14 protein-coding genes are annotated in these 19,666 nt (G+C 67.1%); 7 read left to right on the forward strand and 7 right to left on the reverse strand.

What is annotated here, in order from left to right:
* Positions 1–15 precede the first annotated feature (15 nt).
* Positions 16–1,620 carry an alpha-glucosidase gene (locus EOJ32_RS03015; RefSeq protein ID WP_127899263.1) on the reverse strand — a complete coding sequence of 535 codons (1,605 nt, stop codon included), beginning with the start codon at positions 1,618–1,620 and terminating at the stop codon, positions 16–18.
* A 117-nt stretch (positions 1,621–1,737) separates the two neighbouring features.
* Between EOJ32_RS03015 and glgB the strand changes: the two genes are divergently transcribed.
* From glgB to EOJ32_RS03045, 6 genes are read left to right on the forward strand one after another with little or no spacing between them, the layout of a single operon-like run.
* Positions 1,738–3,921 carry a 1,4-alpha-glucan branching protein GlgB gene (gene glgB / locus EOJ32_RS03020; RefSeq protein ID WP_127897658.1) on the forward strand — a complete coding sequence of 728 codons (2,184 nt, stop codon included), beginning with the start codon at positions 1,738–1,740 and terminating at the stop codon, positions 3,919–3,921.
* A gap of 22 nt (positions 3,922–3,943) precedes the next feature.
* Positions 3,944–5,203 (forward strand): glucose-1-phosphate adenylyltransferase, encoded by a 1,260-nt coding sequence (gene glgC, locus EOJ32_RS03025; RefSeq protein ID WP_127897659.1) that lies wholly within the window; start codon positions 3,944–3,946, stop codon positions 5,201–5,203.
* Complete coding sequence (gene glgA, locus EOJ32_RS03030; protein ID WP_127897660.1) at positions 5,200–6,627, forward strand: glycogen synthase GlgA; 1,428 nt, start codon at positions 5,200–5,202, stop codon at positions 6,625–6,627. The genes glgC and glgA overlap by 4 nt, the downstream gene beginning before the upstream one ends.
* Positions 6,624–8,708: a glycogen debranching protein GlgX gene (glgX, locus tag EOJ32_RS03035; protein WP_127897661.1), complete on the forward strand. Its 2,085-nt coding sequence runs from the start codon at positions 6,624–6,626 to the stop codon at positions 8,706–8,708. Before glgA ends, glgX begins: the two co-directional genes overlap by 4 nt.
* Positions 8,705–10,579, forward strand: coding sequence for an amylosucrase (locus EOJ32_RS03040; RefSeq protein WP_127897662.1), 1,875 nt, complete (start codon positions 8,705–8,707; stop codon positions 10,577–10,579). Before glgX ends, EOJ32_RS03040 begins: the two co-directional genes overlap by 4 nt.
* On the forward strand, positions 10,557–12,992 hold the full coding sequence (locus tag EOJ32_RS03045; RefSeq protein ID WP_127897663.1) for a glycogen/starch/alpha-glucan phosphorylase: 2,436 nt from the start codon (positions 10,557–10,559) through the stop codon (positions 12,990–12,992). The genes EOJ32_RS03040 and EOJ32_RS03045 overlap by 23 nt, the downstream gene beginning before the upstream one ends.
* Positions 12,993–13,028: 36 nt before the next feature.
* On the opposite strand, the gene EOJ32_RS03050 is transcribed toward EOJ32_RS03045, so the two are convergent.
* Positions 13,029–14,384, reverse strand: a complete 1,356-nt coding sequence (locus EOJ32_RS03050; protein WP_045981559.1) for an NCS1 family transporter — start codon at positions 14,382–14,384, stop codon at positions 13,029–13,031.
* A gap of 33 nt (positions 14,385–14,417) precedes the next feature.
* Positions 14,418–15,116, reverse strand: a complete 699-nt coding sequence (locus EOJ32_RS03055) for an aspartate/glutamate racemase family protein (protein WP_127897664.1) — start codon at positions 15,114–15,116, stop codon at positions 14,418–14,420.
* A gap of 130 nt (positions 15,117–15,246) precedes the next feature.
* On the opposite strand from EOJ32_RS03055, the gene EOJ32_RS03060 reads away from it, so the two are divergent.
* Positions 15,247–15,921, forward strand: a complete 675-nt coding sequence (locus tag EOJ32_RS03060) for a GntR family transcriptional regulator (RefSeq protein WP_127897665.1) — start codon at positions 15,247–15,249, stop codon at positions 15,919–15,921.
* On the opposite strand, the gene EOJ32_RS03065 is transcribed toward EOJ32_RS03060, so the two are convergent.
* Genes EOJ32_RS03065 through EOJ32_RS03080 form a run of 4 tightly spaced genes read right to left on the reverse strand, consistent with a single transcriptional unit; the run spans position 15,918 to position 19,628 of the window.
* The gene (locus EOJ32_RS03065; RefSeq protein WP_127897666.1) at positions 15,918–16,655 is read right to left on the reverse strand and encodes an ABC transporter permease; all 738 of its coding nucleotides are present in this window, start codon (positions 16,653–16,655) and stop codon (positions 15,918–15,920) included. The genes EOJ32_RS03060 and EOJ32_RS03065 overlap by 4 nt on opposite strands.
* Positions 16,652–17,587, reverse strand: coding sequence for an ABC transporter ATP-binding protein (locus tag EOJ32_RS03070; RefSeq protein ID WP_127897667.1), 936 nt, complete (start codon positions 17,585–17,587; stop codon positions 16,652–16,654). The genes EOJ32_RS03065 and EOJ32_RS03070 overlap by 4 nt, the downstream gene beginning before the upstream one ends.
* Positions 17,584–18,723, reverse strand: coding sequence for an ABC transporter permease (locus EOJ32_RS03075; RefSeq protein ID WP_127897668.1), 1,140 nt, complete (start codon positions 18,721–18,723; stop codon positions 17,584–17,586). Before EOJ32_RS03075 ends, EOJ32_RS03070 begins: the two co-directional genes overlap by 4 nt.
* Positions 18,723–19,628: an ABC transporter substrate-binding protein gene (locus EOJ32_RS03080; protein ID WP_127897669.1), complete on the reverse strand. Its 906-nt coding sequence runs from the start codon at positions 19,626–19,628 to the stop codon at positions 18,723–18,725. Before EOJ32_RS03080 ends, EOJ32_RS03075 begins: the two co-directional genes overlap by 1 nt.
* Positions 19,629–19,666 lie beyond the last annotated feature (38 nt).

Below are 19,666 nucleotides of genomic sequence, written 5' to 3' on the forward strand. Positions count from 1 at the left end.
CCAGCCACCCGTATCTTAGGCGGTCAGCGCCGGCGCACCCGTCAGCCAGGCGAAGCCGTTCGCCGGCAGGTGCAGCGTGCCGCCCTCCAGCGTGGCGTTGACCGGGCCGCTGAGGCCGGTATCGCCCGCGATCGCCACCGACAGGGGCGTGCGCGACAGGTTGAACACCGCCGTCAGCGCCCGCCCGTCATGGTCGCGGCGGAAGGCCAGGATCGGTTCGGGCATGTCCAGGAAGGCGGTCTCGCCGAAGCGCAGCGCATCGGACGCCTTGCGGAAGGCGATCGTGCCGCGATAGGCGGCCAGCACGCTGTCGTTGCTGTTCTGCTGATGCGCTACGGCGCGGACCGCCTGGTCGTCCTTGACCGGCAGCCAAGGCGCCGCGTCCGAGAACCCCGCATGCGGTTCGCCCTGATCCCAGACCATCGGCGTGCGGCAGCCGTCGCGGCCCTTGACCTCGGGCCAGAAGCGCAGGGCGGGGGGGTCGGTCAGTTCCTCATAGACCAGGGTCGTCTCGGTCTGGCCCAGCTCCTCTCCCTGATAGAGGCAGATCGTGCCGGGGAAGGACAGCAGCATCGCCGCCGCCTGCCGTGCCAGCGCCTCGGGGGATTGCGCATGGTCGGCCCAACGGGACACGTGCCGGATCACGTCGTGGTTCGAGAAGGACCAGCAGGAATGGCTGTCGGGGGCATGATCGTGCACGCCCTCGATCGTGTGCCGGAAATGGCGCGCGGTGAAGTCGGGGCTGAGCATCTCGAAGCTGTAGCACATGTGCAGGCGGTCATCGCCCTGGGTGTAATCGCCCATGATGTCGATGGCGGTCTGGCCGCCGTCGCCGACCTCTCCGACCATCATGCGGGCGTCGTATTCATCGGTCAGCGCGCGCATGCGTTCCAGGAAGGCGATGTTCTCGGGCTGGTTCTTGGAATGGACGTGGCGCTGAAAGCCGTAGGTCTCGGGGCCCTTGTGGTCGGGATTGGGCGGGTTGTCGCGCAGCTTGGCGTCGTGGAAGTAGTAGTTGACCGTGTCCAGCCGGAACCCGTCGACGCCGCGATCCAGCCAGAATCGCATCGTGTCCAGCAGGGCGTCCTGGACCGCGGGGTTCCACATGTTCAGGTCGGGCTGCTCGATCAGGAAGTTGTGCAGGTAGTACTGGCGCCGGCGCGGCTCCCATTCCCAGGCCGGGCCGCCGAAGACGGAGGGCCAGTTCGTGGGCGGGGTGCCGTCGGGCTTGGGGTCGGCCCAGACATACCAGTCGGCCTTGGGGTTGGTGCGGTCGCGGCGGCTCTCCTCGAACCAGGGATGCTTGTCGCTGGAATGGCTGATGACCTGGTCGATGATGACCTTCAGGCCCAGGGCGTGCGCACGGGCGACCATCGCGTCGAAATCGGCCATGCTGCCGAACAGCGGGTCGACGCCGGTATAGTCGGACACGTCATAGCCCATGTCCTTCTGCGGCGAGGTGAAGAAGGGCGACAGCCAGATCGCATCCACACCAAGGCCCGCCACATGGTCCAGCCGGCGCGTGATGCCCGGCAGGTCGCCGATGCCGTCGCCGTCACTGTCCTGAAAACTGCGGGGATAGATCTGATAGATCACCGCGTCGCGCCACCATTCCGCCATCATCGATACCTTTCCGGAAAATCCTGTCGTCGCGGATGACTATAGCGGGATCAAAAAGGAGGTGTTAGCGTTAACCAGACGATTGCCCGAATCTGTGATCGGGCTAAGGTGGGCCGCATGGACAAAAGCAAGAATCCTCCGCATGTTAGCCCCGAAGATCAGGCCCTGCTGGCCCAGGGGCGATGTTCGCAACCGTTTTCAATTCTGGGACCGCGCCCGTTCGGCGACGGTCAGTGGCTGACCGTCTATCACCCCGACCTGGCCGCACTGTCGGCCGTGGGGCCCGATGGAGAGACGGATCTGCCGCGCGTGGCGGGCGATCTGTTCGCCGGCCCGATCCCGGCCGGTCCCTATCGGCTGAAGGCCCGGTCGGGCGGCGGCGTCGAATGGACCTTTGACGACCCCTATCGGTTCGCGCCCGTGCTGGGCGAGATGGACCTGCACCTGCTGGCCGAAGGCACGCACAAGCGGCTGTGGCAGGTGCTGGGCGCGCATGTGACCACCCATCAGGGCGTCGCAGGGACCCGCTTTGCGGTCTGGGCGCCCAATGCGCGGCGGGTGTCGGTCGTGGGCCAGTTCAACGGGTGGGACGGCCGGCGTCATCCGATGCGCCGCGTGGGCCAGGGGTTCTGGGAGATCTTCCTGCCCGGCCTGGGTGAGGGCACCCTCTACAAGTACGAGGTTCTGGACGCCCATGGCGGGGTCATGCTGAAGGCCGACCCGGTGGGTTTCGGCAGCCAGCATCCGCCCGAGAAGGCCAGTGTGGTGCGCGACATCACCGGCTATGGCTGGAAGGACGCCGAATGGATGGCGCGGCGCGCGCGGGCGCAGGATCGCCGCGCCCCCATCAGCATCTATGAGGTCCATCCGGGCAGCTGGCGGCGCAAGTACGACGATGGCGGGCGGCCGCTCTCCTATCAGGAGATGGCGCGGGATCTGGTCGCCTATGCCAAGGACATGGGCTTCACCCATCTGGAGCTGATGCCGGTCAGCGAATTTCCGTTTGACGGGTCATGGGGCTATCAGCCGGTGGGCCTTTATGCGCCGACGATCCGCTTCGGTCCGCCGCATGAGTTCCGCGACCTGGTCGATGCGGCGCACCAGGCGGGGCTGGGGGTGCTGCTGGACTGGGTGCCGGGGCATTTCCCGACCGACGCGCATGGCCTGGCCCGCTTCGACGGGACGGAGCTTTACGAACATGCCGACCCGCGCGAGGGGTTTCATCAGGACTGGAACACCCTGATCTATAACTATGGCCGGATCGAGGTGCAGAATTTCCTGACCGCGAACGCCGTCTATTGGCTGGACGAATACCATATCGACGGGCTGCGCGTGGATGCGGTGGCGTCGATGCTGTACCGCGACTATTCCCGCAAGGCCGGCGAATGGGTTCCGAACAAGGATGGCGGGCGCGAGAACTATGAGGCGATCGCGTTCCTTCAGAACATGAACATCGAGGCTTACGGCGAACAGCCCGGCATCATGACCGTGGCCGAGGAGAGCACGTCATTCCCCAAGGTGTCGGCCCCGGTCGATGCGGGGGGGCTGGGCTTTGGCTTCAAGTGGAACATGGGCTGGATGAACGACACCCTGCGCTACATGAGCCGCGATCCGGTCCACCGCCGCTATCACCACGACCTGATGAGCTTTGGGCTGATGTACGCCTTCAGCGAGAACTTCATCCTGCCGATCAGCCATGACGAGGTCGTTCACGGCAAGGGCAGCCTGCTGCACAAGATGCCCGGCGACGAATGGCAGCAATTCGCCAACCTGCGCGCCTATTACGGCTTCATGTGGGGGCATCCGGGGAAAAAGCTGCTGTTCATGGGCTGCGAGTTCGGCCAACCCGAGGAATGGAACCACAACGGCGAGCTGAACTGGCACGCCGCCAGCCAGCCGATGCATCAGGGCGTGCAGGCGCTGGTGCGCGACCTGAACGGGCTTTATCGCGGCACGCCCGCGCTGCATGTCAAGGATGCCGAGCCCGAGGGGTTCCAGTGGATCGCGACCGATCCCGCGCAATCGACCTATGCCTGGATCAGGCGCGGGGATGCGGGCGATCCGCCGGTGGTGGTGGTCTGCAACTTCACCCCCGTGCCGCGCCCCGATTTCCGCATCGGCGTGCCGCAGGCGGGGCGCTGGCGCGAGGCGCTGAACACCGATGCCGCGATCTATGGCGGCAGCGGCATGGGCAATCTGGGCGGGGTCCTGGCCGATGGTGCGGCTCAGGATGGCCAGCCCGCGTCCATGGCGGTCACGCTGCCGCCGCTGTCGGTCGTGATCTTCGTGGCCGAGGGCTGATTTCATGAGGGAGGAGAGAACCATGGTCGAAACGCAACGGCTGACGCGCCGCGCGATGGCCTTCGTGCTGGCGGGGGGCCGCGGCAGCCGCCTGAGAGAGTTGACCGACCGGCGCGTCAAGCCCGCCGTCTATTTCGGCGGCAAGACCCGCATCATCGACTTTGCCCTGTCGAACGCGATGAACTCCGGCATCCGCAAGATCGCCATCGCCACGCAGTACAAGGCCCACAGCCTGATCCGGCATTGCCAGCGCGGCTGGAACTTCTTCCGGGCCGAACGCAACGAGTTCCTGGACATCCTGCCCGCCAGCCAGCGCACGTCCGAGGACCATTGGTACCGCGGCACGGCCGATGCGGTCACCCAGAACATCGACATCGTGGACGATTACGACGTCGATTACATCGTCATCCTGGCGGGCGACCACATCTACAAGATGGACTACGAGATCATGCTGCGCGAGCATGTCGAAAGCGGCGCGGACGTCACCGTGGGCTGCCTGACCGTGCCCCGGATGGAGGCCACGGCCTTTGGCGTGATGGACGTGGACGCCACGGGTCGGATCGTGTCCTTCCTGGAGAAGCCCGCCGATCCGCCCGCCATGCCGGGCGAGCCGGACAAGGCGCTGGCCTCGATGGGCATCTATGTCTTCAACTGGGCCTTCCTGCGCGACCTGCTGCTGCGCGATGCGCAGGACCCCAATTCCAGCCACGATTTCGGCACCGACTTGATCCCCGATATCGTCAAGAACGGCAAGGCGATGGCGCATCGGTTCGACACGTCCTGCGTGCGCGAGGCGCATGCGCCGGCCTATTGGAAGGACGTGGGCACGGTCGACGCCTTCTGGCAGGCCAACATCGCGCTGACCGACTTTACCCCGGACCTGAACCTGTGGGACCGCGACTGGCCGATCTGGACCTATTCCGAAAGCGTGCCGCCCGCCAAGTTCATCCATGACGAGACCGACCGCCGCGGCCTTGCCGTGTCGTCGATGGTGTCCGGGGGCTGCATCATCTCGGGGACCGAGGTGCGCAATTCGCTGCTGTTCACCGAGGTGCACACGAACAGCTATGCGGTCCTGGATCACGCTGTGGTGCTGCCCTACGTGACAGTGAACCGCCATGCCCGGCTGCGCAACGTCGTGATCGACAGCCGCGTGGTCATCCCCGAGGGCCTGATCGTCGGAGAGGACCCCGATGCCGATGCCCGCTGGTTCCGCGTCAGCGAGGGCGGCGTGACCCTGATCACCCAGGACATGCTGGACCGGCGGGCGGCATCCCTGTGATACGGGTGCTGTCGGTCGCCTCCGAGATCGCCCCCCTGGTCAAGACCGGGGGGCTTGCCGACGTCACGGGCGCGTTGCCCGCCGCCCTGGCGGGCGTGGGCGTCCACATGCGCAGCCTGGTCCCCGGCTATCCGGCGGTGATGGCCGCACTGCAGGAAGCCGAGGCCGTTCATGCCTTCGACGACCTGTTCGGCGGGCCCGCGGTCCTGCTGCAGGGGCGGGGCGCGGGGCTGGACCTGCTGGTGATCGACGCACCCCATCTGTATGGCCGCCCCGGCAACCCCTATCTGGGCCCCGACGGGCGCGACTGGCCGGACAACCCGGAACGCTTTGCCGCGCTGTCCTGGGTGGGCGCGCATGTCGCGGCCCATGGCGCGACCGGATGGCGCCCCCAGGTGCTGCACGGTCACGACTGGCAGGCGGGCTTCATGACCGAATACCTGCCGCGCATGGGCGGGGCCGATGTGCGGACGGTGCTGACCATCCACAACATCGCCTTCACCGGGTCGACCGATCCGGGGCGGCTGCATTCGCTGCGCCTGGACCCCGCGCGGTTCTACAGCGAGGGATACGAGTTCTGGGGCGGCATCTCGGCGCTGAAGGCCGGGCTGATGGGCGCGGACGCGCTGACCACCGTGTCGCCCAGCTATGCTGACGAATTGATGACGCCCGAATTCGGCATGGGGCTGGACGGGGTCATGCGCCACCGGCAGGCCGCCCTGACCGGCATCCTGAACGGCATCGACGAACAGGCCTGGGACCCCGCGACCGACCCGGCTATCGTTCCTTTCGCCGACCCGGCGGGCAAGGCCGCCGCCAAGGCCGCGTTGCAGGCGGAGCTGGGCCTGCCGCAGGCGGAGGGGCCGCTTTGCGTGATCGTGTCGCGGATGACCCATCAGAAGGGTTTGGACCTGGTGCTGGAGACGCTGCCCGCGCTGATGGCGGCGGGCGGTCAGCTGGCGGTCCTGGGGTCGGGCGATCCGGGCTTGGAACAGGCGTTCCGGCAGGCGGCGGCGAACCCCAACGTGGCCGTGCGCATCGGTTATGACGAGGCGTTCTCTCATCGGCTGATCGCCGGGGGGGACGCGATCCTGGTGCCGTCGCGGTTCGAACCCTGCGGGCTGACGCAGATGTACGGACTGCGCTATGGCACCATCCCGGTCGTCGCGCTGACCGGCGGGCTGGCCGACACGGTCATCAACGCCTCCCCCGCGGGGCTGGCGCGCGGCGTCGCCACGGGCATCCAGTTCGCGCCCGTCACGGCGGTGGCGCTGCGCGGGGCGCTGATGCGGCTGGCGACCCTTTACGCGGACCGGGACACCTGGTCCCGGATGCAGGCCAACGCCATGGCCCATCCCGTCGGGTGGGGGCAGTCGGCCCGTGCCTATGCCGATCTCTATGCAAGGCTGACCCATCCGTCATGACCCAGACCATCGCGATGACCGCAGGGCGCCCCACGCCCCTGGGTGCGACCTTCGACGGCGCGGGGGTGAACTTTGCGGTGTTCTCTCAGCATGCCGAACGCGCCGTGCTGTGCCTGTTCGACGAACGCAACCGAGAGACGCGGGTCGATCTGCCCGAACGCGAGGGCCATGTCTGGCACGGCCATGTCGAGGGGTTGCGCCCCGGCCAGAAATACGGCTTTCGGATGCACGGCCCCTATCGCCCCCACGAAGGGCATCGCTTCAACGCGCGCAAGCTGTTGATCGACCCCTATGCCAAGCGGCTGACGGGACGGCCCGCCGCACATGACGCGCTGATGGGATACCGGGTCGGGCACCACGATGCCGACCTGTCCTTCGACCGCCGCGACAGCGCGCAGCACATGCCGAAGTCGGTGGTCGTGGACCCCAGCTTCGCCTGGGGCGACGACCGTGCCCTGCACCGGCCCCTGTCGGAGACGGTGATCTATGAGGCGCATGTCAAGGGACTGACCGCAGGGCGCACCGATATCGGGCATCGCGGCAGCTATCTGGCGATGGCGTCCGAACCCGTCCTGGATCACCTGACGCGGCTTGGCGTCACCGCGATCGAGCTGCTGCCCGTCCATGCCTTTGCCGACGACCGCTTTCTGACCGACAGGAAGCTGACGAATTTCTGGGGCTACATGTCCTATGGGTTCTTCGCGCCGGAACCGCGCTACATGCAGACGGGCGACATCGCCGAATTCCAGCAGATGGTCGCACGGTTCCACAAGGTCGGGATCGAGGTGATCCTGGACGTCGTCTACAACCACACCGCCGAAGGCAACGAACTGGGCCCGACCCTGTCGTTCCGCGGGCTGGACAACGCGTCCTATTACCGCCTGGCCGAGGATCGGCGGTTCTATGTCAACGATGCGGGCACCGGCAACGTGCTGAACCTGGACAGCCCCTTCACGCTGCGGCTGGTCATGGATTCGCTGCGCTACTGGGTCGAGGTGATGCATGTGGACGGGTTCCGCTTCGACCTGGCATCCGTGCTGGGGCGCACGCGCGGCGTGTTCGACCGCGACGCGCCGCTGTTTCGTGCCATCCGCCAGGACCCGGTCCTGAACCGCATCAAGCTGATCGCGGAACCCTGGGACATCGGGTCAGGGGGCTATCAGCTGGGCGCCTATCCCGCGCCTTTTGCCGAATGGAACGACCGCTATCGCGACCAGATCCGCGGGTTCTGGCGGGGCGATCAGGGCCTGATCGGCAAGCTTGCCAAGCGGGTGGCGGGATCGGCCGCGCGGTTCGACCATGACGGTCGCCCCGCGACCAGTTCGGTGAATTTCGTGGCCGCCCATGACGGCTTCACGCTGATGGACACGGTCAGCTTCAACGACAAGCACAACGAGGCCAACGGCGAGGAGAACCGCGACGGCCACAACCACAACCTGTCCGACAACATGGGCGCCGAGGGCCCGACCGACGATCCCGCGATCACCGCCGCGCGCGACCGCCGCCGCCGCAACCTGATCGCCACGCTGATGCTGTCCCAAGGCACGCCCATGCTGCTGGCCGGCGACGAGCTGGGAAACAGCCAGGGCGGCAACAACAACGCCTATGCCCAGGATAACCCGACGGGCTGGGTCGACTGGGACGGCGCGGACCCGGCCTTCCTGGACTTCGTGCGCCGCGTCATCGCGTTCCGGCGCGCGCATCCGATCCTGCGGCAGAAGCGTTTCCTGCACAGCCAGCCGCGCGAACAGGACGGGCTGCCTGACCTGTTCTGGCGCCGGGCCGACGGCGCGCCGATGACGCCCGACGACTGGAACGACCCCGACTGCCGCCTGCTGGCGGCCGAGATGCGCATGGCATCCGGCACGCCCGCCTATGCGGCCCTGCCGGGAGCGGTCTTCCTGGTCTTCAACAACGGCCCCGAGGCGCAGGTCCGCCTGCCCGACGCGCCCGATGGCCGCTGGCGCCGCCGCCTGGACAGCGCGCGGGACGACGACCCGGACCTGCCTGCCCAGGACCTTGAACCCATCGCCGCCGACAGCGTCGCGGCCTTCGTGCTGACCACCCCGAGCGTATCATGACCCAAGCCCCCTCGATCTTCGACATGCGCCTCGCGCGCAGCGCGCCCGACCTGTGGCCCATGCTGGAACGCCTGTACGGCGATCGCCCCGATTACGACGCCTTCTGCGCCGAGCTGGAGGCCGCGCTGCGCGAGGGCTGGGCCGCGCGCCCCGCCGACCTGAAGCGCCTGGACCTGATGCGCGACCTGGAGCCCGACTGGTTCCAGCGGTCTGGCATGGCGGGCTATGTCTTCTACATCGACCGCTTTGCGGGGACGCTGTCCGGGGTGCATGGCCGGCTGGATTACCTGCGCGATCTGGGCATCAGCTATGTCCACCTGATGCCCTGCCTGATGCCGCGGCCGGGCGACAGCGATGGCGGCTATTCGGTGATGGACTATCGCCAGATCAACCCGGCCTTCGGGCGCATGGCCGACCTGACGCGGCTGGCGGGCAGCCTGCGCGAACGGGGCATGTCGCTGTGTGTGGATCTGGTGCTGAACCACACCGCGCAGGAGCACGAATGGGCGCGGCGCGCGGCGGCGGGTGATCCGGAGTACCAGGACATGTACCTGATGTTCGACGACGACACGCTGCCCCGCGCCTATGAGGCGTCGCTGATCGAGATCTTTCCCGAGACCGCGCCGGGCAGCTTCACCCATCACCCCGAATTCGGCAAATGGGTCTGGACCACGTTCAACGCCCATCAATGGGACCTGAACTGGGCCAACCCGCGGGTGTTCCTGGAGATTGTGCGGATCATGCTGAACCTGGCCAACAAGGGCGTCGATGTTCTGCGCCTGGACGCGGTGGCCTTCATGTGGAAGCGCATGGGCACCACCTGCCAGTCCCAGCCCGAAGTCCACCTGATCCTGCGCGCCTTGCGCGCATGCACCCGGATCGCGGCCAGCGCGGTGATCCACCTGGAGGAGGCCATCGTCGGCCCGGCCGAGATGCTGACCTATTTCGGGCGCGGCGAACATGACGGGCGCGAGGGGAACCTCTGCTATCACAACAGCCTGATGGTCCAGTACTGGTCAGCCTTGGCCACGCGCGACACGCGGCTGATGACACATGTGCTGCGCACGCATTTCCCGCGCGTGCTGACGAACGCGACCTATGCAACGTACATCCGCTGTCACGACGACATCGGATGGGCGATCACGGATGAGGATGCGGGCGCCTTGGGCCTGTCGGGGGCGGCGCATCGCGCCTTCCTGTCAGATTTCTATGACGGCAGCTATCCGGGCAGCTTCGCCCGCGGCGTGCTGTTCCAGGAGAACCCCGAGACCGGCGACAAGCGCATTGCCGGCAGCTTTGCCGCACTGGCTGGGCTGGAGGCCGGGCTGGCCGCGGGCGATCCGCTGGCGGTCGACCGGGCCGTGGACCGCATCCTGCTGGGCCATGCGCTGATCGCGTCCTTCGGCGGCATCCCCCTGATCTACATGGGGGACGAACTGGCGATGGTGAACGACCACGGCTATCTGGACGTACCCGAGCATGCGCATGACAGCCGCTGGATCAACCGCCCCGCCATGGACTGGGACCGCGCCGCCCGCGCAAGCGCCGACCCCGCCACGCCCGAGGGCCGCGTCCTGCACGGCACCCGCGCCATCCTGGCCGCGCGCCGGTCCTGCGACCGCCTGCATGGCGGGCATCCGACCGAAATTCTGGACTGCGGCAACGCCGCGCTGCTGGCATTCGCACGCCGCGCGCCCCAGGGCGGCATTCTGTGTCTTTTCAACTTCACGGAAAGCTGGCAACAGGTCAGCGGCGACTGGTTGCGCTTTCAAGGCGTGACGGACATGCGCGACATTCTGTCGGACGCGACGGTGACGCTGCATGACGACATGCTGGCATTGCCACCCTATGGCCGCGTCTGGTTGTCCTGATTTTTCCCTGCGCAAGAGGCGGAATGTGACCCAATCCCTGTCGGCACAGGATCTGCGCGATCAGATCCTGCATCACCTGACCCACACCCAGGGCCGCGGCCCGGAATTCGCAACCGTTTTCGATTGGCGCCTTGCCGTCAGCTATACGGTGCGCGACCTGATGGTCGGCCCCTGGGTCGGCGCCATCCGTGCCGCCCGCGACCAGGGCGCCAAGCGGGTCTATTACCTGTCGATGGAATTCCTGATCGGCCGCATCCTGGGCGATGCGATCATCAACCTGAACCTGGAGCCCGCCATGGGCGAGGCGCTGACCCTGCTGGGTCTGGACGAGCAGGTGATCCTGGACGACGAACCCGACGCGGCCTTGGGCAACGGCGGGTTGGGGCGTTTGGCGGCGTGTTTCTTGGAATCGCTGTCGTCGCTGTCCTGCCCGGCCTTCGGCTATGGCATCCGCTATGAGCACGGCCTGTTCCGCCAGCGCTTCGAGGGCGGCCAGCAGGTCGAGACCCCCGAGGATTGGCTGAACCAGCCGCATCCGTGGGAATTCGTGCGCATCAACTACAGCTACGAGATCGGGTTCAAGGGTCATGTCGACACGGTCGACGGCCATGCCGTCTGGCATCCGGGCGAAAGCGTCGTGGCGCGTGCCTATGACACGCCGGTCATCGGCTGGGGCGGGGACTGGGCCAACACGCTGCGGCTGTGGGGGGCGCATCCGACGACGCTGCTGGACCTCAAGCGCTTCAACGCGGGCGATCACACGGCTGCGGCCGAACCCGAGGCGCTTGCCCGCACGCTGTCGCGCGTTCTTTACCCCGATGACACCACGGAATCGGGCAAGGAATTGCGGCTGAAGCAGGAATATTTCCTGACCTCGGCCGCGTTGCAGGACATCCTGGCACGGTTCCTGGCCGAACATGGCGACCTGGAGATCCTGCCAGACAAGGTCGCGATCCAGCTGAACGACACCCACCCCGCCATCGCCGGGCCCGAACTGATCCGCCTGCTGATGGACGTGCATGGCCTGGCCTTCGACCGCGCGCAGGACCTGGCGCGGCGGACGCTGAACTATACCAACCACACCTTGCTGCCCGAGGCGTTGGAGCGGTGGTCCACCTGGCTGATGGGCCGCGTGCTGCCCCGGCACATGCAGATCATCCAGATGATCGACGAGGATCACCGCAAGACCACCAACCGCCCCGCCCATATCGGCATCGTGCATGGCGACCAGGTCCACATGGGAGAACTGGCCTTCATCATGGCGGGCCGCGTGAACGGCGTGTCCGCGCTGCACACCGATCTGGTCAAGGACACGGTCTTTGCCGACCTGCACAAGCTGCACCCAGATCGGATCGTGAACCAGACCAACGGCGTGACCCCGCGCCGCTGGCTGCGCATGTCGAACCCGGCGCTGACGCGGCTTCTGGACGACACCATCGGCACCGGCTGGACCAAGGACCTGGACCAGCTGGCGGGACTTGAAACCCATGCCGGCGACGCGACCTTCCTGCAACATCTGCGGGGCGCAAAGCGCGCCAACAAGGTCGCCCTGTCCGACGGGTTGCTGGCGGGGCTGGGCGTCAAGGCCGACCCGGACGCGATCTTCGACGTCCAGATCAAGCGCATCCACGAATACAAGCGCCAGCTGCTGAACGTGCTGGAGGCGATCGCCCTGTGGAAGCGCATCCATGACAGCCCGAACGGCGACTGGACGCCCCGCGTCAAGATCTTCGGCGGAAAGGCGGCGCCGGGATACTGGCTGGCGAAGTCGGTGATCCACCTGATCAACGACGTGGCCGCCAAGATCAACAACGACCCGGTCACGGCAAAATATCTGCAGATCGCCTATCCGCCGAATTACAACGTCTCGATGGCCGAGGACCTGATCCCCGCCGCCGATCTGTCCGAACAGATCAGCACCGCGGGCAAGGAGGCGTCGGGCACCGGCAACATGAAGTTCACCATGAACGGCGCGCTGACCATCGGCACGCTGGACGGCGCCAACGTCGAGATCCGCGAGCATGTGGGCCCCGAGAACTTCTTCCTGTTCGGCCTGACCGCCGAGGAGGCCGCGGCCGAGAAGGCCCGCCCCGGCCATGCCCGCGCCGCGATCGAGGCGTCCGAGGACATGAAGATCGCCCTGCAGCTGATCGCCGAAGGTCAGTTCGGCCGGGCCGACAGCTATTACACGCTGCTGGACCGGACCTGGAACGACGACCCGTTCCTGGTCGCGTCCGATTTCGACAGCTATTTCGCGACGCAGCGGGCGGTGGACCGGGCCTATGCCGATCATGCGGCCTGGGACCGGATGGCGGCCCTGAACATCGCGCGGTCGGGGTTCTTCTCGTCCGACCGGACGATCCGGGGATACATGCGCGACATCTGGCACGCGGTGCCGGTCGTGCCCGCATGATGCGAAAGGCCCCCGTCACCGGGGGCCTTTTTCCTGTCAGGCGCGGAAGCGCTGTGCCGATGGCAGGTACTGCATCAGCAGCCAATAGGTGACCCCCGCCGGGATCAGGCTGGCATACCAGCTGATGCCCGAAAAGATCAGCGCGACGATCACGCCCACCACGGTCGCGATGACCGCCGCCGGGTTCCAGCCGCGATAGGGGCCGTCGGCATCGTAATGGTGGTCAAGGTTCAGGGTCTGGCGGCGGATCACGTAATAGTCGACCACCAGGATCGCGAAGATCGGCCCCAGGAAGGCGCTGTAGGTCTGGATGAACAGCCCAAGCCCCGCCGCGGATTCGTCGCGCACCAGCAGCCAGGGGAAGGTCGCGAAGGCCAGAAGGCCCACGATGACGGCGGCCGATTTGAACGACAGCTTGAACACGTCCATCATCGCATAGGCGGGCGGCACCACGTTGTTCAGGATGTTGGTCGTCACCTGCGCGAAGGCGATGAACAGGAGCGTCACCACCAGCAGGATCGGGTTGTCCACCGCGCTGGAGAAGACCTTGATCGGGTCGACCTCTCCGGTGGCCGAGGACACCATCAGGCCGATCATCCCCATGAACAGCGTCGCGGGCAGGATCGAGTTGGCATAGATCACCACCTGCCGCACCGATCCCACGCGGTGCTGCAATTCGCGCGAATAGTCCGACACGTTCAGCATCATCGTGGAATAGACGCCCAGGAACAGCATCGTGGCCCCCCAGAACGGCGCGCCCCAGGTGCCTTCGGCCTGGATCAGGTTGGTGCTGATCTGGTCGCCATACTGCCCGATCACGCTGAAGAACATGTAGATCAGCGCGCCGATGATGAATACGGCGCCGATGTTCTCCAGCCACTTGATGCCGTGGAAACCCAGCACAGACAGGGCGATCTGCAGGAACTGGAAGCCTATGAAAAACACCCAGATGTTGGAGTAGCCGAACATTGTCTCGGACACCAAGTTCAGGGCGCCGGCGCCGATCCAGCTTTGAAAGCCGTACCAGACGATCGCCGGGACCGATCGCACCAGCGCGGGCAGCCGCGTCCCGGCAAAGCCGAAGGACGACCGGGCCTGCACCATGAAGGGGATGCCGTACTTGTGGCCCGCGCGCCCGTTGATCATCAGCGCAAGGCCGATGACCGTGCAGCCGATGGCGATGGCCACGACGGTCTGGATCAGGTTCAGCGTGCCCACCAGCCCCGATCCGACGGTGAAGGTGCCGATGCTGACGCAGCCGCCCAGCCAAGCGAACAGGTAGGACCAGGGGTCCATGATGCGGGTGGTCTGCGGGGCAAGGCTCTCCTCGCCCGGTCTTTTGTCGTCCAGGGCATGTGGGGCGTGATCGGCGATCGTTCCGGTATGGGTCATGGGGATACTCCCTGTATGGAGATGGCGGGTTTCTTATTTTTGGATCGGGTGCGCATAGGCCCCGATCTTGGAGGTCAGCAGCCCGGCGCCGACCAGCGCCTCGGCGAACTTGGTGGCGACGGTCACGCCGTCGATGACGGGAATCCCCGTCTCGTGGCTCAGCCATTCGGTCAGGTCGGACATGCCGGCGCATCCCAGAACGACGGCTTCGCAGCGGTCCTCCTCGATGGCGCGCAGGATTTCGGCACGAACCAGCTGCCGTGCATTCGATCCGGGCTCTTCCAGGGCCAGCACCGGAATTTCCGCCGACCGGACGCGACGGCACTGGTGGTCAAGGCCGTACTTGCGCACCAATTCCTCGATCACCGGGACGGAGCGGGGCAGGGTGGTGACGATGGAGAACGACGTGGCGATCATGCTGGCGGCCTTGATGCCCGCCTCGCAGATGCCCAGCACGGGGCCGGTCGCGACCTCGCGGCAGGCACCGATGGCGGGATCGTCGAAACAGGCGACCACGATGGCGTCGGCGCCCTCGGCCTGGGCCTGCTGCACCTCGCGCAGCAGGTGGGCGGCGGACATCACCTCGTCGAAATGGCCCTCGATGCTGGCGGGGGCGCCATGGGCGGTACGGCCCTCGACATTAGTGCCGGGGGCGGCCACCGCGCGGGCCGATGCCAGGATCTTGTCGGTCATCGATGCAGTGGAGTTGGGGTTGATCACGACCAGCTTCATTGGCGTCTCCGTGTTCCTGAGTCGCCCTATTGTTACCACGAATTGTTAACAATCTATAATCATATTTTTCTGCCGTCTTTCCGGGCGGAACAATGTTGCGAAGGCCCAAGGAAGGTGCAAATTGGAAACCATGGACAAGCCCTTGGAAACAATGATCGTGGACAGCATCCTGGACGCCATCGCCGATCAGCGGCTGCGCGCGGGGACCAAGCTGGGCGAACAGGCGCTGTCGGATATCTTTGCCTGCAACCGCGCCCATGTGCGGCGTGCGCTGTCGATGCTGACCGGCTGGCAGGTCGTGGATCACCTGCCCAATCGCGGCGCCTATGTCGCGACGCCCACCCCACAGGATGCGCGCGACGTCTTTCAGGCGCGCCGTGCGATCGAGACGACGATCTGCCGCAATGCCGTCCGGCTGGCCGACGCGCAGGACCTGGCCGACCTGCAGGCGCATCTGGCGGCCGAGGATGCGGCCCGCGGGCAGGACAACCGCCCCGCCGCCATCCGCCTGTCGCGCGGGTTTCACATCCTGTTGGCGCGGATCGGGCGCAACCCGGTGCTGACCCGCTATCTGGACGAGCTGACGATGCGGTCGTCGCTGATCATCGGCCTGTACGCCCAGGGCCACGCCACGCTGTGCGCCGAGGATGAGCATGCGAACATCGTCGCGGCCATCGCCGCGCGGGACGAGGGGCGGGCCCTGTCCTTGCTGGATACGCACCTGCGCCATATCGAGGCGGGGATCCGGTTCGACGACGCGTTGCCTGTGACGGGCGCGCTGTCCGCGGCGTTGCGGGGACGCTAGCGGTCCAGGCCGGTGCGGCGGGCGGCGATCCGTTCCAGCGCCTGAAAGCCTTCGTGGATCAGCACTGCGATGATGCCGACGACAAGCCCGCCTTGCAGGACGAAGGCCGTGTTCGACGACAGCAGCCCCGCGATGATCACCTCGCCCAGGGTGCGGGCCGCGACGGTCGAGCCGATCGTGGCCGTGCCAAGCGAGATCACAGCCGTCAGCCGCATTCCCCCCAGGACCACCGGCAGGGCCAACGGCAGGTCGACCTGCCACAGCCGCTGGCGATGGGTCAGGCCCATGCCGCGCGCAGCCTCGGCCACGTTGGCGGGCTGGGTGGTCAGGCCTGCCAGCGTGTTCTCGAACACCGGCAGAAGGCCGTAGAGGAACAGCGCCACCAGGGTCGGCCCGGCGCCGAACCCCATGATCGGCACGGCCAGTGCCAGCACAGCCACGGGCGGAAAGGTCTGGCCCACGCTGGTGATCGTGCGCGCCAAGGGCAGGAACTCGCGCCCCGCGGGCCGCGTCACCAGCACCGCCAGCACCAGCGCCACCACGGTCGAGGCGATGACCGCCAGCCCGACCAGCGCCAGATGCGACAGGGTCAGCGACCAGAGCGGGGTCTGGGTATAGATCGCGGGCGCGTTGTTGCGGGTGAAGGGTTGAAAGACCGGCGCGAACCAGCCCGGCGCGATCAGGAAGGCCAGCAGCAGAACCGCGGCCATGACCAGCAGGATGCGTCCGATCATTCCGCCGCCCGCGCCTGCGGGGCGGCCTGGGCGCGCAGGGCAGCCAAGGTGATGACGCCGCCGCCTTCGACCGGCAGGGCGTCGCGCCCGCTCCACAGGCATTCGGCCAGCGCGTCGCGCAGGGTCGCCTCGCGCGGCAGGGCGGGGCCGTCGGCTTGGCCCTCGCGCGCCAGGGCATGGGCCGGGGTCAGGGACAGCAGGTGGAAGGGTCGCTGATCCAGCCCGATCAGATCACGGACGAAGGGCGTGGCGGGGGCGGTCAGGATCTCGGACGGGGGGGCGTATTGGACCAGTCGGCCCTTGTCCATGACGGCGATGCGGTCGCCCAAGGTCACCGCCTCCTCCATGTCGTGGGTGACCAGGATCAGCGTGGTGCCAAGCCGGCGCTGGATATCGCGCAGGTCGGCCTGCGCCTTGGCGCGGATCACCGGGTCCAACGCGCCAAAGGGCTCGTCCATCAGCAGCAGGTCGGGCTTCGCCGCCAGCGCACGGGCCACGCCCACGCGCTGCTGCTGGCCGCCGGACAGCTCATGGGGCATGCGGTCGCGGAACTGGTCGGGCGCCATCTGGAACAGCGTCAGCAACTCGTCCACCCGGTCGCGGATCGCGGCTTGGTCCCAGCCCAGCAGGCGCGGGACGGTGGCGATGTTCTGGCCCACGGTGCGATGCGGGAACAGCCCATGGCCCTGGATCGCATAGCCGATGCGGCGCCGCAGCAGATGGGGCGCGACCTCGCGCGTGTCCTGCCCGTCGATCAGCACGCGACCGCTGCTGGGTTCGACAAGGCGGTTGATCATGCGCAACAGCGTCGTCTTGCCCGACCCCGAGGTGCCGACCAACGCCGCGATCTGGCCGGGTTCGACCGTCAGGCTGACATCGTCGACCGCGGCGCGGCCGTCATAGATTCGGGTCAGGTTCTGGATGTCGATCATGCGGACCTCCGGCTGGAACGCACCAGCAGATCAAGAGCGATGCCGGCGGTCAGCGCCAGCGCGATGGTGGGCAGGGCGCCCAGCAGGACCAGATCCATCGCGGTCTGGTTCAGGCCCTGAAAGACGAAGGTACCGAAGCCGCCGCCGCCGATCAGCCCGGCGATGACCGCCAGCCCGATATTCTGGACCAGCACGATGCGCACCGCCGCCAGCAGCACCGGCAAAGCCAGCGGGATCAGCACCTGCACCAGCAGCTGCGCCCGCGTCAGGCCCAGGCCGATCGCGGCCTCGCGCGTGGCGGGGTTCACGCCGGTCAGCCCGGTCAGCGTGTTCGACACGACCGGCAGCAGCGAATAGAGAAACAGCGCGACCAGCGCCGGGAACAGGCCGATGCCCGCCACCCCCGCCTGCGCGGCGCCGGGCACATTGGCCGCGATCCATCCAAAGACGGGGATCATCACCCCGAACAACGCCAGCGACGGGATCGTCTGCAGGATATTCAGCACCGACAGAACCGGCCCCCTTAGCCGCCGCGCTTGATAGAGCGCCACCCCAAGCGGCAGCCCGATCAGCAGCGCCAGCGCCAGTGACCCAAAGGCCAGCGTCAGATGCGCCCGCGCCTCGCGCAGGAAGATGTCCTGTCGGGCGGCGTATTCGCGCATGACGGACACTCCGTCCAGCGCGCCCGACCCCAGGATCGCGCCGATGGCGACGACCGCCCCGGCCAAAATCAGCCAGCGTAGCCACAGCGCCGGGTTCATCCGCGCCAGCGCATCGGCCAGCATCAGGGCGAACGCCAGTGCCATCAGCCAGAACCCGACCGATGGCGCGACGCGGGCCAGGGTGTTGTCGGGCGGGGTCAGATGCGTCGCCGCCGTACCTAAGGCTAGCAGCACCGCCAGCAGCGCCGCCGCTCCCGCGGCAAGGCGCAGCGCGGGCGGCCAGCGCAGGCAGCCCGCGACCAGCACCGCGGCCAAGGCCACGGTCAGGATCAGTCCCTGGGGCAGAGAGGCGGTCAGGGACAGCCCCTCGCCCAGCACGATGCGGTTCGGCTTGAACTGCACCAGCGGCAGGGCCAGCCCGGCCAGCCCGATCACCGCGAACAGCAGGCCGGGCCGGTCAAGCCGCGCGCGCATCAGTCCAGAAAGCCCGCATGGGTCAGGTGGTCGCGGGCGACGGTGGCGGCGGGTTCGCCGCCGATCTGAATGCGGCCGTTCAGTTCCTGCAGGGTCTCAAGGTCAAGCGACGAGAAGATCGGTGCCAGGATGTCGGGGATCTCCGGATGCGCCTCAAGAACCTCGGCGCGGATGATTGGAGCGGGCTGATAGACGGGCTGCACGCCCTTGTCGTCCTCCATCACGACCAAACCGGCGGGCGCGATGCCGCCATCGGTGCCATAGACCATCGCCGCGTTCACGCCCGAGGTCTGCTGCGCCGCCGCCGCGATGGTCGCGGCCGTGTCACCGCCCGACAGCTGCACCAGCTGGTCGGGGCTCATGGTGAAGCCATAGGTTTCCTGGAACGCCGGAAGCGCCGCGGCCGAAGTCACAAATTCGGTCGATGCCGCCAGCTTGACGTCGCCGCCCCCCGCGATCCATTCGCCCATCTGGGTCATGGTCTGTAGGTCGTTTTCGGTCGCGACGTCCTGGCGCAGCGCGATGGCCCAGGTGTTGTTCGCGGGCGAGGGTTGCAGCCAGACGATATCGTTCTGTTCCAGATCCAGCTCGGCCACGCGCTTGTAGCCGGCTTCGGCATCCTTCCAGACATCGCTGTCGGCCTCGTTGAAGAAGAACGCGCCGTTGGCGGTGTATTCCGGATAGATGTCGATCTGCCCCGAGGTGATCGCGTCGCGCATGATCGGCGTGCCTCCCAGCTGCAGGCGGTCCTGCACCGGCAGGCCCGCGTCCTGCAGCGCCAGCAGGATCATGTTGCCCAGAAGGCCACCCTCGGTGTCGATTTTGGAGGACACGGTGATGTCCTGGGCACCGGCGGCGCCACCGAGGCCGATCAGCAGCGCGGCAAGGGGGGTAAGGGCTTTCATGCGGATCTCCTGTCGCGCGGACGGCATTGTTGGGCTCG

It is taken from the genome of Paracoccus sp. Arc7-R13 (genome assembly GCF_004010775.1).
GTDB lineage: Bacteria > Pseudomonadota > Alphaproteobacteria > Rhodobacterales > Rhodobacteraceae > Paracoccus > Paracoccus marcusii.

What these genes read in the sequence shown, in the direction of transcription:
- EOJ32_RS03015 (WP_127899263.1), bottom strand. Translation starts at nt 1,620, where the DNA reads ATGGCGGAATGGTGGCGCGACGCGGTGATCTATCAGATCTATCCCCGC.
- glgB (WP_127897658.1), top strand. Translation starts at nt 1,738, where the DNA reads ATGGACAAAAGCAAGAATCCTCCGCATGTTAGCCCCGAAGATCAGGCC.
- glgC (WP_127897659.1), top strand. Translation starts at nt 3,944, where the DNA reads ATGGTCGAAACGCAACGGCTGACGCGCCGCGCGATGGCCTTCGTGCTG.
- glgX (WP_127897661.1), top strand. Translation starts at nt 6,624, where the DNA reads ATGACCCAGACCATCGCGATGACCGCAGGGCGCCCCACGCCCCTGGGT.
- EOJ32_RS03040 (WP_127897662.1), top strand. Translation starts at nt 8,705, where the DNA reads ATGACCCAAGCCCCCTCGATCTTCGACATGCGCCTCGCGCGCAGCGCG.
- EOJ32_RS03045 (WP_127897663.1), top strand. Translation starts at nt 10,557, where the DNA reads ATGGCCGCGTCTGGTTGTCCTGATTTTTCCCTGCGCAAGAGGCGGAAT.
- EOJ32_RS03050 (WP_045981559.1), bottom strand. Translation starts at nt 14,384, where the DNA reads ATGACCCATACCGGAACGATCGCCGATCACGCCCCACATGCCCTGGAC.
- EOJ32_RS03055 (WP_127897664.1), bottom strand. Translation starts at nt 15,116, where the DNA reads ATGAAGCTGGTCGTGATCAACCCCAACTCCACTGCATCGATGACCGAC.
- EOJ32_RS03060 (WP_127897665.1), top strand. Translation starts at nt 15,247, where the DNA reads ATGGACAAGCCCTTGGAAACAATGATCGTGGACAGCATCCTGGACGCC.
- EOJ32_RS03065 (WP_127897666.1), bottom strand. Translation starts at nt 16,655, where the DNA reads ATGATCGGACGCATCCTGCTGGTCATGGCCGCGGTTCTGCTGCTGGCC.
- EOJ32_RS03070 (WP_127897667.1), bottom strand. Translation starts at nt 17,587, where the DNA reads ATGATCGACATCCAGAACCTGACCCGAATCTATGACGGCCGCGCCGCG.
- EOJ32_RS03075 (WP_127897668.1), bottom strand. Translation starts at nt 18,723, where the DNA reads ATGCGCGCGCGGCTTGACCGGCCCGGCCTGCTGTTCGCGGTGATCGGG.
- EOJ32_RS03080 (WP_127897669.1), bottom strand. Translation starts at nt 19,628, where the DNA reads ATGAAAGCCCTTACCCCCCTTGCCGCGCTGCTGATCGGCCTCGGTGGC.